Here is a 14,652-nt window from a genome sequence, read left to right as displayed (position 1 = left end):
TTTTCTCCTCACAAGGCTTTAACGATAAGAACGGATTGAGATCAGTATTAATCCGCAGGCCAGACCACCACAACGGAGCAATATTCCATATATCATTCCCTCACCTCATGACCTTGCGGCGATGCCTCCATGTCAAAACGCCTTGTTCCTTCGATGACGGCCTTGCAGTGCTTCGAAGCGGCCGCCCGCCACCTGAGCTTCACCCGCGCAGCGGAAGAACTGCACCTGACCCAGAGCGCGGTCAGCAAGCAGGTTGCGCAGCTCGAAGACATGCTGCGTCACCACCTGTTCCTGCGCATCCGCCGACGCCTGCAACTGACACCGGCCGGCTCGCTGTACCTGGCCGAAGTGAACAAGATCCTCACTCAGGTGGACATTTCCAGCCGCTACATCCTGTCCTACGGCGACGAAACCGAAGTGCTCACCGTCGCCACCCAGCCCAGCTTCGGCGTGGGCTGGCTGATCCCCAAGCTCAAGGGTTTCGGCAAGGCGCACCCCAATATCCATCTGGACATCCGCAACGAACTCGAGCCGTTCGCCTTGCTGCAGGCCAAGGCCGACGTGGGGTTTTTCTTCGGCCAGGGCACCTGGCCCGGAGCGACCTGCATCGAGCTGTTCGACGATCAGGTGGTGCCGGTGTGCGCGCCCGACCTGCTCGATCAGCCGCTGACCCACGCCGAACAGTTGGCCGAGCTGGTATTGATGCAATGTACGTCGCGCCCCGAGGCGTGGCACGAGTGGTTTCTGGAGCAGGGCCTGAGCGCCCAGAACAGCTACCACGGCCCGCGCTTCGATACTTTCTACATGTGCCTCAGCGCTGCCCTGTCCGGCTGTGGCGTGGCCCTGGTGCCGCGCTACCTGGCAGAGAACCACCTGGCCAACGGCAACCTGGTCATGCCCTGGCCGCACACCATGAGCAGCCAGGGCGCGCATTTCGTCGCCTTTGCCGAACACGCCGCGGAAGTGCCGAAGGTGCGCGCGCTGGTCGACTGGATTCTGGGGCAGATCGCCCACTAGCGGCGCAGCATGAACGACAGCGAAGCCGACCTGCGGGAATGACCCCCGCACTTTTTTTCGCTTGATCGCACAGGTCATTCCCCGCTTTCATACTCCCAGCCCTTTGCGCCAGGAGTTCGCCATGCCTTTCGTCAGCCCCGACCAGACCCGTACCGCGTTTTCCCGCGCCATGTCCGAGATGTACAAGAACGAAGTGCCGTTGTATGGCGACTTGATGAGCCTGGTCGGCGAAGTCAATCGCCAGGGGCTGGAACAACAGCCGGATTTGGCCGCGTCCCTGGCGCGCACCGGCGAGATCGAGCGTCTGGATGCCGAGCGCCATGGCGCGATTCGGGTCGGCACCGCCGCAGAGCTGGCGACCATCGCTCGGCTGTTCGCGGTGATGGGCATGCAACCGGTGGGCTACTACGATCTCACCTCGGCGGGTGTGCCGGTGCACTCCACGGCATTTCGCGCGGTGCACGAACAGTCTTTGCAGGTAAGCCCGTTTCGCGTGTTCACGTCCCTGCTGCGTCTGGAACTGATCGAGGATGCCGCATTGCGCGAACAGGCCACCCACCTGCTGGCGCAGCGGCAGATATTCACCTCGCCGTGCCTGGCCCTGATCGAGCGATTCGAGCGCGACGGCGGCCTCGACCAAGCCGACGCCGATGCGTTCGTCGAGCAGGCCCTGGAAACCTTCCGCTGGCACCACGATGCCACGGTGACAGCGGACCAGTATCAACGCCTGCACGACGCCCATCGACTGATCGCCGATGTGGTGGCGTTCAAGGGGCCGCACATCAATCACCTGACCCCGCGCACGCTGGACATCGACAAGGTGCAGGCGCTGATGCCCGCGCGCGGGATCACACCCAAGGCCGTCATCGAAGGGCCGCCGCCGCGTCGCCATGCCATCCTGTTGCGGCAGACCAGCTTCAAGGCGCTGCAGGAAAAGGTCGCCTTCACCGATCAGGCCGCTGTCGCCGAAGGCAGCCACACCGCGCGCTTCGGCGAGATCGAGCAACGCGGCGCGGCGCTGACGCCCAAGGGGCGTGCGCTGTACGATCGCTTGTTGAACGCCTCGCGCAGCGCGCTTGCCGGGTTCCCCAGCGAGACCAATGCCGACGAGTACATGCGTCTGCTGGGCGAGCAGTTCAGTGAGTTTCCGGATGATCTGGCGCAGATGCGCGAGCAGGACCTGGCGTTCTTTCGCTATTTCGCCAGCGGCCAGCCCAGCGCGGGCCAGACGACGCTGAAAGGTCTGCTGGACAATGGCGCGATTCGCTGCGAGCCCTTGGTCTACGAAGATTTTCTGCCGGTCAGCGCCGCAGGCATCTTCCAGTCCAACCTGGGCGACGATGCCCAGGCCGACTATGGTTTGGGGTCGAGCCAGGAGGCGTTCCACCAGGCCCTGGGCCGAACGGTGCTCGACGAACTGGCGCTGTACGCCCAGACCCAGCAGCGCTCGCTGGACGACTGCGCCCGCGCACTGGGCCTTGCCGCGCTGAACTGAGGCCGGTCGCGCCGAAGCCTGCCGCTAGCGGGCACCGCCTACACGGAAACGGTTCACTTCCTGGCGCAGCTCTGCGGCCAGGCCTTCCAGCTCGCGGGCGGTCTGGGCCAGGTTGGACACCACCTCGCGCTGCTCGCCGTTGGTCATGGCAATGCTCTGCAGGTTGCTGCTGAGCATGGTGGCCGTGCTGCTCTGCTCCTGGGTGGCGGTGCTGATGGCATCGAACTGATTCCCGGCCGAACGGCTCTGCTCGTCGATCTGCGCCAACGCCTGGGCGACCTTGGCGTTGCGCGTCAGGCCTTCGCGCATCAACACGTTGCCTTGGTCCATGGTGCTGATGGCGTTGGCGGTTTCCTTCTGAATGCTGCTGATCATGCCGGAGATTTCATCGGTGGCCTGACGGGTGCGCGAGGCCAGGCTGCGCACTTCGTCGGCGACCACGGCAAAGCCCCGGCCCTGCTCGCCGGCACGGGCCGCTTCGATGGCGGCGTTGAGGGCCAGCAGGTTGGTCTGCTCGGCAATCGAGGTGATCACACCGACGATGCCGCCGATTTCCTGCGAGCGCTGGCCCAACGTGTTGATCACCCCAGCGGTGCTGTTCAGCGCGCCGGCGATCTGCTCGAGAGAATTGGACGCCTCGTCCATGGAGGTTCGACCGATGCGGGTCTGCTGGGCGTTGTCCTGGGCCATCCGCTGGGTGTGGCCCATGTTGTCGGCGATATCCAGGGACGTCGCACTGAATTCCTCGACCGCGCCGGCCATGCTGGAAATCTCGCCGGACTGGTGCTCCATGCCCTCGTAGGCGCCCGCCGACAGGCTCGACAACGTTTGCGCGCGGCCACTGACTTCATGGGCGGCATTGCGGATGTGCACGACCATGTTCGACAAGGCTTCGCCCATGTGGTTGAAACTGCTGGCCAGCTGGCCTATTTCGTCATGGCTGGACACCTTCAGGCGTGCATCGAGGTCACCCGCGCCCAGGGCTTCGGCCTGGCGCACCAGTTCGCTCAGAGGCCGCAGCTTGCTGCGCAACAGCCAGATGGCTGCGCCCACGGCGATCAGCATGGCCAGCAGGCTGCCGATCGCCAGTTGCGTCCCCACGCTCCAGGTCACGGCATTGATTTCTGCCTTGGGCATGCTCGCCACGACGCTCCAGGGCCCGCCCGGGAATGTCACCGCTTCGGAGAAGATGTCCTGCTTGCCGTCGTTCCACAACCGGCCCTTGCCATCCAGCAGTGCCAGGTCGGCCAATGCCTTGGCGGCAGCGTCCGGGTCGTTGACGTTGGCTGGCGCTACCAGCCAGCGATTCTGCTCGTCGAGCAAGGCCAGCGAGCCGGTCTGGCCGATGCGGAAGCGCTGCAGGTTGGCGAACTGGGTGTTCTGCGCGTCGGTGTAGTCGAAGCCGACGAACAATACCGCGATCACTTGGCCCGAGCCGTCGCGCACCGGTGTGTACTGGGTCATGTAGGAACGTTCGAACAACACCGCACGGCCGATGTAATTCTGGCCGTCGAGCAAACGCTGGTAGGCGGGATGGGCATGGTCGAGCGCGGTACCGATCGCGCGGCTGCCATCCTGCTTGGTCAGGGAAGTACTGATGCGCACGAACTCGGCGCCGCTGCGCACGAACACCGTAGCGACACCCGCTGTCAGCTGCTTGAAATCGTCGACTTCCTTGAAGTCGTTGTTCAGGGTCTGGCTGCCCAGGCGCAGGCTCGGTGTCTGCTGGTTGGCCACGGTGACCGGGCTGCTGGCGTCCACGCTCAGGCCGCCGGCGAAGCGCTTCTCGAACAGCCCGCTCAGACGCTGGGTGCTGTCGCGCAGGGTGCTGTGGAACGTGCTGAGCTGGTCGGCCAGCAGCCGCGCCTCGCTGGCCATGTGCTGTTCGCGGATGGCCAGGTTGGCGATGTCCAGCGAACGCAGGGCGAAGGCGGTGCTGCCGGTGATGACGATCGCGAGGATCACGGCCAGGGCAATGCCCAGTTGCGTGGCGATACGAGCGCGAGGTTGAGACATGTGAAGCTCCTGGGAAACGTGTACGTGGCAGGCAGTGCCAGGGATGGTCCAGACCTTTCGAGCACCTGCCATCCTTGATTTTATTGGTACTGCTACATCGGCGATCCAAACGAATACTTGAGCGCCGCACTGCGACATGGACGTTACACATCACATTTGCGTTGCGCTGCCACAAGGCTGAGAATCCTGCGTCCCACCCCTGAGCCGACCGAGCCGGATTCATCATGCAGCCCACCGTACGTATCGAACTTCAGGCCCTGCTTCGGCTGGCGGGGCCGCTGATCGCCTCGCAGCTGGCACACATGCTGATGGTCCTGACCGACACCCTGATGATGGCCCGCCTGAGCCCCGAGGCGCTGGCTGGCGGCGGCCTGGGGGCGGCCAGCTATTCCTTCGTCTCGATTTTCTGCATCGGCGTGATCGCTGCAGTCGGCACCCTGGTGTCGATCCGCAAGGGTGCCAACGACCAGCAAGGCGTGGCGCGCCTGACCCAGGCCGGGTTGTGGCTGGCTTGGGGCATGGCGGCGGTGGCGGCGGTTCTGCTGTGGAACCTGGGGCCGGTCCTGGCCATGCTCGGGCAGACTCCGGCCAACGTCGCTTTCGCCACCCAGTTCCTCTTGCTGCTGCCCTTCGCGCTGCCAGGCTTCCTGAGCTTCATGGCGCTGCGCGGCTTCACCGCCGCGCTGGGTCGGGCGACGCCGGTGATGGTCATCAGCATCATTGCCACAGTAGCCAACTACCTGCTCAACCATGCGTTCATCGAGGGCCTGTTCGGCTTGCCCAAACTGGGCCTGGTGGGCATCGGCATGGTCACCGCGATCGTCAGCAACCTGATGGCCATCGCGCTGGCGCTGTACATCCGCTATCACCGTGCCTACACGCCCTACCCGCTGCTCAAGGGTCTGGCCCGGCCGAAACTGCCGGCCTTGCGCGAGTTGTGGCGATTGGGGCTGCCGATCGGTGGCACCTACGCCGTGGAAGTCGGCCTGTTCGCCTTCGCCGCGCTGTGCATCGGCACCATGGGCAGCACGCCCCTGGCGGCGCACCAGATTGCCCTGCAGATCATCTCGGTGGCTTTCATGGTGCCTGCCGGCATGTCCTACGCGGTGACCATGCGCATCGGCCAGCACTACGGCGCCGGGCACTTGCTGGCTGCGCGCCTGGCCGGGCGGGTCGGCATCGGCTTCGGTGCGGTGGTGATGCTCGGCTTCGCCCTGCTGTTCTGGCTCGCACCGGGCCCTTTGGTGGGCGTCTTTCTGGACCGCGCCGATCCGGCCTTCCACGGTGTCATCGAACTGGCCATCAGCCTGTTGGCGGTGGCGGCCTGGTTCGAGATGTTCGACGGCATCCAGACCATTGCCATGGGCGCCATTCGCGGCCTCAAGGACGCCAAGACCACGTTTCTGGTGGGGCTTTTCTGCTATTGGGCAATCGGTGCGCCAGCGGCCTGGAGCCTGGCGTTCCACTTCCAGCTGGGTGCGGTGGGCGTGTGGTGGGGGTTGGCGCTGGGCCTGCTGTGCTCGGCCTGTACCTTGACCTGGGCGTTCGAGTGGCGCATGCGCCGACTGCGCCGTCTGGCCGGGCCTACGGCGCTGGCGACCTGATGGCCTGGGCCTGGCCGAAACGCAGGAATGCCTGCAGCTGCTCCAATGGCAGGGGCCGGCTGATCAGGTAACCCTGCACCTGATCGCAGCCGAAATCGCGCAGCAACGCAAGCTGCTCGGGGGTTTCGACGCCCTCGGCGACGACCTTGAGGTCAAGGTTGTGCGCCAGGTTGATCATGGCGTGGACCAACTTGCTGTTTTCCGGACGCTGTTCCATGCCACTGACGAAGCTCTTGTCGATCTTGAGCAAGGCGATCGGCAGGCTGCTCAGGTGGACGAACGAGGAGAAGCCGGTGCCGAAATCGTCGAGGGAGAAACGCACGCCCAGGCAGCCCAAGGCGTCCATGGTCCGCTTCACCAGGTCGTTGCGGCGCATCACGGCGGTTTCGGTGAGTTCGAATTCCAGCCAGCCGGCGTCGATGCCGCGCTCGGCGATCAAGCGCCCCAGAGTGCTGAGCAGCTGGCTGTCCTGGAACTGCCGGAACGACAGGTTGATTGCCATGTGCAATGGTTCGAAGCCACCATCGCGCAAGGTCTGCATGTCGCGCAGGGCGCGGGCGATCACCCAGTAACCCATCGGTACGATCAGCCCACTCTGCTCGGCCAGGGGCACGAATTCGCCGGGGGCAAGCACGCCACGCTCGCGGTGGCGCCAGCGCACCAGGGCCTCGAGACCGACGATGGTATTGCCGCTCAGGTCCAGCCGCGGCTGGTAGTGCAGCTCCAGCTCGTCACGCCGCAGGGCGCGGCGCAGCTCGCTTTCCAGGTCCGCCAGGCTGCGTGCATGACGGTTGATGCGTTCGTTGAACAAATGATAGCTGCAGCCCTGGGTGCTCTTGGCCTGCTGCATGGCGATGTGCGCATGCCACATCAGCGGATCGGCGCCAGCACCGGCACGGGCATGGGCGATGCCCAGGCTGCAGCCGATCAGCAGGCTCTCGCCGTCCACGTAATACGGCTCGGCCATGGCCTCGATGATGTTGGCGGCCAGGCGTTCGGCGCGCGATGGATCGCGCCGGGTGTCGAGCAACAAGGCGAACTCGTCGCTGCCCAGGCGAGCGACCTGATCGCCCGCCTCGAGCTGCTTCTTCAGGCGCGCCACCACCTGCAGGATCAGCCGGTCGCCGGCCTGGTGCCCGAGCGCATCGTTGGCATGGCGGAAGTTATCCATGTCCAGGTGGCCCAGGGCTACGCCACGGCCCTCCTGCTCGGCCAGGCGCGCGGCCAGTAGTGTCTGGAAACCGGGGCGGTTGGCGATGCCGGTCAGCGGGTCCTGCTCGGCCAGGCGCTGCAGGGTGTCCTGCAGCACGCCACGCTCGCGCACATGGCGCAGGCAGCGGCGCAGCGTGTCGCTGGTGAGTTCGCCCAGCACCAGCCAGTCGCTGGCACCCGGCGGCGGCTCGTCCGGCTCCTGGGTCAGCAGCAGCACGATCGGCAGCGCGCAACGGCCGGGCGCCGGCAGCAGGGCGGTGGTGGTCAGCAGCAAGGTGCCGGGCTGGTTGTCGAAGTGCGCAGCCACAGGATCCCAGGCGGACGCCTCGATCAATGTGGCCACATTGCCAAGGGTCGCCAGACACTCACGCAGCGACGTGGCCCAGGTGCGATCCTGGGCCAGCAGCAACAGCCGCGCGGGTTCGACAGGCGTAGACAAACGAGCTCCTTGGGACAGTTTCACAGTCATTCGATAGCGCTTAAAAACGGCCTCGCCAGCAGCTCGGGGCAGACCCAATCCACAGTACGTGTCAACGTGTAACCACATCCTGCTGCAAAGTCGGCAAACCGGCAAATTTTAATGGATCTGCGGTCGCGGCACAGTTGAACCAGCGGTGCTAAAATGCGCGGCCATTTCGTCAGTGACTCCCGTCATGTCCCGACTCAACCCCCGGCAGCAAGAAGCCGTGAACTACGTCGGCGGCCCTCTTTTGGTGCTCGCCGGTGCAGGCTCCGGCAAGACCAGCGTGATCACCCGCAAGATCGCCCATCTGATCCAGAACTGCGGCATTCGTGCCCAGTACATCGTCGCCATGACCTTCACCAACAAGGCGGCGCGCGAGATGAAAGAGCGCGTCGGCAGCCTGCTGCGCGGCGGCGAGGGCCGCGGCCTGACCGTGTCGACCTTTCACAACCTGGGCCTCAATGTCATCCGCAAGGAACACGCGCGGCTGGGCTTCAAGCCAGGCTTCTCGATCTTCGACGAAGCCGACGTGAAAGCGCTGATGACCGACATCATGCAGAAGGAGTACTCGGGCGAAGACGGCGTCGACGAGATCAAGAACATGATCGGCGCCTGGAAGAACGACCTGGTCCTGCCGCCCCAGGCGCTGGAGCAGGCTCGCAACCCCAAGGAGCAGACCGCCGCCATCGTCTACAGCCACTACCAGCGTACGCTGCGCGCGTTCAACGCGGTGGACTTCGACGACCTGATCCTGCTGCCGGTCAAGCTGTTCCAGGACCACCCCGACGTTCTCGAAAAGTGGCAGAACAAGGTCCGCTACCTGCTGGTGGACGAATATCAGGACACCAACGCCAGCCAGTACCTGCTGGTGAAGCTGTTGATCGGCACGCGCAACCAGTTCACCGTGGTCGGCGACGACGATCAGTCGATCTACGCCTGGCGTGGCGCGCGTCCGGAAAACCTGATGCTGCTCAAGGACGACTACCCGTCGCTGAAGGTGGTCATGCTGGAGCAGAACTATCGCTCCACCAGCCGCATCCTGCGCTGCGCCAACGTGCTCATCTCGAACAACCCCCACGCGTTCGAGAAACAGTTGTGGAGCGAAATGGGTCACGGCGATGAAATCCGCGTGATCCGCTGCCGCAACGAAGATGCCGAGGCCGAGCGGGTGGCCGTCGAGATTCTCAGCCTGCACCTGCGCACCGACCGGCCCTACAGTGACTTCGCCATCCTCTACCGGGGCAACTACCAGGCCAAGCTCATCGAGCTGAAGTTGCAGCACCACCAGATTCCGTATCGCCTGAGCGGCGGCAACAGCTTCTTCGGGCGTCAGGAAGTGAAGGATCTGATGGCCTACTTCCGCCTCATCGTGAACCCGGACGACGACAATGCCTTTCTTCGCGTGATCAACGTGCCGCGCCGGGAAATCGGCTCGACGACCCTGGAGAAACTCGGCAACTATGCCACCGAGCGCAAGATCTCGATGTACGCGGCCACCGATGAGATCGGCCTGGGCGAACATCTGGACGCCCGCTTCACCGATCGCCTGGGCCGCTTCAAGCGCTACATGGACAAGGTCCGCGAGCAGTGCGCCGGTGAAGACCCGATCGGCACGCTGCGCAGCATGATCATGGACATCGACTACGAGCAGTGGCTGCGCACCAACAGCTCCAGCGAGAAGGCCGCCGACTACCGCATGAGCAACGTGTGGTTTCTGGTCGAGGCCTTGAAGAACACCCTGGAGAAAGACGAAGACGGCGCCATGACGGTTGAGGAAGCGATCGGCAAGCTGGTGCTGCGCGACATGCTCGAACGTCAGCAGGAAGAAGAGGACGGCGCCGAGGGCGTACAGATGATGACCCTGCACGCCTCCAAGGGGCTGGAATTTCCCTACGTGTTCATCATGGGCATGGAAGAGGAAATCCTGCCGCACCGTTCCAGTATCGAAGCCGACACCATCGAGGAGGAACGCCGTCTGGCCTACGTGGGCATTACCCGCGCGCGGCAGACCCTGGCGTTCACCTTTGCCGCCAAGCGCAAGCAGTACGGTGAGATCATCGATTGCGCGCCCAGCCGCTTCCTCGACGAGCTGCCGCCCGACGATCTGGCCTGGGAAGGCAACGACGATACGCCCACGGAAGTCAAAGCCGTGCGCGGCAATACTGCATTGGCCGATATCCGCGCCATGCTCAAACGCTGAATTCAACTCTGCCCGGGCCACAGCCGGCCCGCGCACATTGGTACATTGAGGAACCACCGTGGAAGCTCTGCACAAAAAGATTCGCGAAGAAGGCATCGTGCTTTCCGATCAGGTATTGAAGGTCGATGCCTTTCTCAATCACCAGATCGATCCGCTCTTGATGCAGCAGATCGGCGACGAGTTCGCTCGCCGCTTTGCCGATGCCGGGATCACCAAGATCGTCACCATCGAGGCCTCGGGTATCGCGCCGGCGGTGATGGCCGGGCTGCGCCTGGGCGTGCCGGTGATCTTCGCGCGCAAGCATCAGTCGCTGACGTTGACGGAAAACCTGCTGGTGGCTTCGGTGTATTCGTTCACCAAGCAGACCGAAAGCACCGTGGCCATTTCGCCGCGTCACTTGAACAGCAGCGATACCGTGCTGGTGATCGATGATTTCCTGGCCAACGGCAAGGCGTCGCAGGCATTGATTTCGATCATCAACCAGGCCGGTGCCAAGCTGGCCGGGCTGGGTATCGTCATCGAAAAATCCTTCCAGGGCGGCCGCGCCGAGCTCGATGCACAGGGCTATCGCGTAGAGTCCCTGGCGCGCGTGCAGTCGCTGGCCAACGGCGTCGTGACCTTCCTGGAGTGACCTGATACACCGCATCCAGCCCTTCGCGGCCGATGACCGCTCCTGCGGCGAGCATCATCGGCCTGCGTAGGAGCGACCCATGACCGCTACGACGAGCATCATTGGCCTGCGTGGGAGCGACCCATGACCGCTATGGCTGGCATCACTGGCCTGCGTGGGAGCGACCCATGACCGCTATGGCTGGCATCACTGGCCTGCGTAGGAGCGGTCATCGGCCGCGAAGGGAGCACGCGGTGTAACGCCTAGAACGCCGGGGTTTCGGTCTCCTGCAGGGCGGCCAGTACCAAACGCTGGTAAAGCTCTTCGCGCAAACCCTGCGGCTGGTCCAGCGCCATGCGCTGCAGGTGCAGCGGGTAGCGGTTGGCCGGGGGCGCTTCGAGCGCCGCCTTGCCCAGCTCGAGCATTTCGCTGAGCTTGAACTTGCTCTTGAGCCAGTTCAGCGCCCGCAGCAGGTCCTTTTCCTCATCGGTGAAGTCACACCCCAGCGGATACTCCGGAAACAGCGGAGCATGCCGCTCGCGAATCGCCTGCAGACGCTCGCTGGTGTTGTTCGCGAAGCGCGGATCGAGCACGAAATCCAGGCTCAACTTGCCGGCACGCTGGGCCTCGTCGATCAGGCTGGGCTGAAAGCGCGAATCGCTGATGTTGATCATCGCCTCGATCACCTCGGCGTCGGTACGCCCACGCAAGTCGGCGATGCCGTACTCGGTCACGACGATGTCGCGCAGGTGCCGTGGAATCGTGCAATGGCCGTAGTCCCACAGCACATTGGAACTGATCACCCCCGCCGACTCGCGCCAACTGCGCAGGATCAGCACCGAACGCGCGCCTTCCAGGGCATGCCCCTGCACGACGAAGTTGTATTGCCCGCCGACCCCACTGATGACCCGACCGTCTTCGAGCTGGTCCGACACCGCCGCACCCATGACCGTGGCCGTGAACACGGTGTTGATGAAGCGCGCATCGCGCCGTTGCAGACGCTTGAGTTGCTCGTCGCCGTACAACTCGTTGATGTAGCTGATCGCGGTCATGTCGAACTGCGCAAGGCTGGCCGGGGGCAGCTCGCGCAAGCGCTCATAGAAACTGTTCGGCCCGAGGAAGAAACCGCCGTGCACCACCACCCCGTCCCGGTCCTCGTCGGCGTGCAGCACACCGGCGTTGGCCGCCGCCTGGCGAGCCACGTCGGGATACACCTTGCGGCGTATCACGCCTGCTTCGGCCAGGGCCAGCAGGCCGTTGACGAACATCTCGCTGCAGCCGTACAGGCCGGTAGCAAAAGGCTCCACCCCACCTTCGGCCTGGATCAGCGCCTGCCAGGGCGACAGATCGAGTTCAGCGAGCAGCGCCCGGTAGCCGCCGTTGTCCGCCTGGCGCGCGAGCAAGGCAGCGCTCAGCGCGTCGCCCATTGCACCGATGCCGATCTGCAGGGTGCCGCCGTCGCGCACCAGGGTGCTGGCATGCAGACCGATGAAGTGATCCTGCAGTCCGACCGGCATGTTCGGCGTCGAGAACAGCGTCGAGCGCTCTGCGGTATCGACCAGCAGGTCAAAGGCCGCGCTGTCGATTTCGGCACTGCCCGGCATGAACGGCAATGCCTCGTGGACCTGGCCCAGCACCAGGATGGTCTCGCCGGCAGCGCGACGCTTTTCGATCATCGGCAGCAGGTCCAGAGTGATGTCCGGATTGCAGCTCAGGCTCAGGCGACCGGCCTGCTCGGGATGCTGGCTGACCAGTTGCGCTACCAGGTTCAGCCCCTTGGCATTGATGTCGCGAGCGGCGTGGCTGTAGTTGCTGCTGATATAGCTCTGCTGCGCCGTCGTGCTGCTCAACAAACTGCCCGGCTGCATGAAGAATTGCTGCACGCTGACGTTTGCGGGCAGCTCGTCACGGCGCAGGTCGGCGAGAAACTCGAACTCGGGATAATCACCGAAAACGCGCTCCACGAAGGGTTCGAGCAAGCGCTTCTGCAAACCGTCGCCCAAGGGTGGCCGGCCCAGCACCAGTGCGGTGTAGATCGTCAGACGTCGCTGGGGAAGGCTCTTGATCCGGGCATACAGCGCGTTGACGAAGCGGTTGGGTTTGCCCAGGCCCAACGGCATGCCCATGTGAATGTGGGCAGGCAGTCGTTCGAGCACCTGGTCCACGGCTGCCTCGATGGAACATCGCTGGACCATGCACAGGCTCCCTAGAAATTGGCCGGTGTGGCGGCGCTGATAAGGCGTGCCGGCGTATCGAACGGATTGCGGAAGCGATGCGGCTTGCTGCTTTCGAAGTAGTAGCTGTCGCCCTCTTCCAGCACGTAGGTGTCTTGGCCAACCACCAATTCCAGGCGCCCCTCCACCAGGATGCCGGTCTCTTCGCCTTCATGCATGAGCATTTCCATGCCCGTGTCGGCGCCGGGTGGATAGACCTCGCTGAGAAAGGCAATGGCCCGGCTTGGATGGGCCTTGCCCACCAGCTTCATGGTGACCGCGCCGTCGGAGATATCGATCAGCTCACTGGCCTTGTAGACCACCTGGGTCGGCCGTTCGGCTTGCAGCTCTTCGGAAAAGAACTCGACCATGGACATCGGGATCCCGCCCAGCACCTTGCGCAGCGAGCTGATCGAGGGGCTCACGCTGTTCTTCTCGATCATGGAAATGGTGCTGTTGGTGACGCCCGCCCGTTTGGCGAGTTCACGCTGGGACAAACCCTTGAGTTTGCGAATGGCTTGCAGTCGTTCGCCGACGTCCAATGCGTAAGCCTCCTGGAATGCTGTGCAGTTCATGATGGCCGGTATCATGGCAACAGCGTTCGGGATTTACAACACATTGGCAGGCGCCGCCGCGGCACATGGGCGCAACGCGCCCCGACCGTGGCGCCAGCGGTTGCGCTAGAGGTACTGCAGAGGCACCCGGCGCAGGTTGCAGAAGATCTGGTAGGCGATGGTCCCGGCAGCATGGGCCACGTCGCTGGCCAGCACCTGCTTGCCCCACAGTTCGACCGTGCTGCCGACGCCGGCATGGGGCACATCGGTCAGGTCGACATTGAGCATGTCCATCGACACCCGCCCTGCCAACCCGGTGCGTACGCCGTCGACCAGCACCGGCGTCCCGTTGGGTGCCAGGCGCGGGTAGCCATCGGCATAACCCATGGCCACCACGCCGATTCGGCTCGGCCGCTGGGTGACGAAGCGCGCACCGTAGCCCACGGCCTCCCCGGCAGGCAGCTCACGCACGCTGATGACCTTGGATTGCAGGGTCATCACCGGCTGCAGAGCGGCGCTGGCAGGCGTGGCGGTTTCGAACGGTGTGGCACCGTAAAGCATGATGCCCGGACGCACCCAGTCGCTGGGGATCTGCGGCCAGCCAAGCACGGCCGGGGAATTGCGCAGGCTGATTTCGGCTGACAGGCCTCGGCGCGCCGTGTCGAATACCGCCAATTGCTCGGTACTGCTGGGGCAGTCCAGTTCATCGGCGCGGGCGAAATGGCTCATCAGTACGATCTTGGCCACCTTGCCGCTGGCCAGCAGGCGCTGATAGGCGCTCTGGTAATCCTTGGGGTGCAGGCCCACGCGGTGCATGCCCGAGTCGAGCTTGAGCCAGACCTGCAGCGGCTGGCTCAACCGCGCCTGCTCGATGGCTTCGAGCTGCCACAACGAGTGCACCACGCACCACAGCCCATGCTCGGTGATGAGGGGCAATTCGCTGGCTTCGAAAAAACCTTCGAGCAGCAACACCGGTGCCTCGATGCCAGCCGCGCGCAGTTGCAGGGCTTCCTCGATGCAGGCCACGGCGAACCCGTCCGCTTCGCCCTCCAACGCCTGCGCGCAGCGCACTGCACCGTGACCGTAGGCGTCGGCCTTGACCACTGCCAGCGCCTTGGCCCCGCTCATTTCACGCGCCAGGCGATAGTTGTGGCGCAGGGCCGAAAGGTCGATAGAGGCGCGAGCTGGACGCATGGCGGGCTTCTTGTGCAAAAGTTGACGAAGTCGCCCGGTTGTATACCGAACCGGGCGAGGAGCAGGTGTGAAAC

General features: G+C 64.3%; 10 protein-coding genes. 5 read left to right on the top strand and 5 right to left on the bottom strand.

Features of this window, described 5'->3' with window-relative positions:
• The first annotated feature begins 129 nt into the window (after positions 1–129).
• Entirely contained in the window at positions 130–1,017 is an 888-nt protein-coding gene (locus tag H7993_RS13470; RefSeq protein ID WP_122479940.1) for a LysR substrate-binding domain-containing protein, read from the top strand.
• 121 nt (positions 1,018–1,138) lie between these two features.
• A complete protein-coding gene (hglS, locus tag H7993_RS13465; protein ID WP_185794676.1) occupies positions 1,139–2,512 on the top strand; it encodes a 2-oxoadipate dioxygenase/decarboxylase HglS in 1,374 nt (457 codons plus the stop codon).
• A gap of 24 nt (positions 2,513–2,536) precedes the next feature.
• Here the strand turns inward: hglS and H7993_RS13460 are convergent, their stop codons facing one another.
• Positions 2,537–4,528 carry a methyl-accepting chemotaxis protein gene (locus H7993_RS13460; RefSeq protein WP_185794675.1) on the bottom strand — a complete coding sequence of 664 codons (1,992 nt, stop codon included), beginning with the start codon at positions 4,526–4,528 and terminating at the stop codon, positions 2,537–2,539.
• A gap of 224 nt (positions 4,529–4,752) precedes the next feature.
• Between H7993_RS13460 and H7993_RS13455 the strand changes: the two genes are divergently transcribed.
• Positions 4,753–6,132: a NorM family multidrug efflux MATE transporter gene (locus H7993_RS13455; protein WP_185794674.1), complete on the top strand. Its 1,380-nt coding sequence runs from the start codon at positions 4,753–4,755 to the stop codon at positions 6,130–6,132.
• Here H7993_RS13455 and H7993_RS13450 read toward each other — a convergent pair.
• A complete protein-coding gene (locus H7993_RS13450; protein WP_122479944.1) occupies positions 6,113–7,783 on the bottom strand; it encodes a putative bifunctional diguanylate cyclase/phosphodiesterase in 1,671 nt (556 codons plus the stop codon). The two genes, H7993_RS13455 and H7993_RS13450, sit on opposite strands and share 20 nt — an antisense overlap.
• 214 nt (positions 7,784–7,997) lie before the next feature.
• Here H7993_RS13450 and rep point away from each other — a divergent pair, with 214 nt between their 5' ends.
• Together rep and H7993_RS13440 are read left to right on the top strand one after the other, a co-directional pair.
• The gene (gene rep / locus H7993_RS13445; protein ID WP_122479945.1) at positions 7,998–10,007 is read left to right on the top strand and encodes a DNA helicase Rep; all 2,010 of its coding nucleotides are present in this window, start codon (positions 7,998–8,000) and stop codon (positions 10,005–10,007) included.
• 58 nt (positions 10,008–10,065) lie between these two features.
• On the top strand, positions 10,066–10,638 hold the full coding sequence (locus H7993_RS13440) for a xanthine phosphoribosyltransferase (RefSeq protein ID WP_122716026.1): 573 nt from the start codon (positions 10,066–10,068) through the stop codon (positions 10,636–10,638).
• 242 nt (positions 10,639–10,880) lie between these two features.
• On the opposite strand, the gene H7993_RS13435 is transcribed toward H7993_RS13440, so the two are convergent.
• From H7993_RS13435 to alr, 3 genes are all read right to left on the bottom strand, one after another.
• Positions 10,881–12,812, bottom strand: coding sequence for an acetyl-CoA hydrolase/transferase family protein (locus H7993_RS13435; protein ID WP_185794673.1), 1,932 nt, complete (start codon positions 12,810–12,812; stop codon positions 10,881–10,883).
• An 11-nt stretch (positions 12,813–12,823) separates the two neighbouring features.
• Positions 12,824–13,372 (bottom strand): cupin domain-containing protein, encoded by a 549-nt coding sequence (locus H7993_RS13430; RefSeq protein ID WP_122479948.1) that lies wholly within the window; start codon positions 13,370–13,372, stop codon positions 12,824–12,826.
• Between the two features lie 138 nt (positions 13,373–13,510).
• The gene (gene alr / locus H7993_RS13425) at positions 13,511–14,578 is read right to left on the bottom strand and encodes an alanine racemase (protein WP_185794672.1); all 1,068 of its coding nucleotides are present in this window, start codon (positions 14,576–14,578) and stop codon (positions 13,511–13,513) included.
• Between the last annotated feature and the right edge of the window lie 74 nt (positions 14,579–14,652).

Origin of the sequence: Pseudomonas baltica, from assembly GCF_014235765.1 — a bacterium.
GTDB lineage: Bacteria > Pseudomonadota > Gammaproteobacteria > Pseudomonadales > Pseudomonadaceae > Aquipseudomonas > Aquipseudomonas baltica.
The sequence above is the reverse complement of the archived record's forward strand: the minus strand, read 5'-3'. Positions and strand labels throughout refer to the sequence as shown.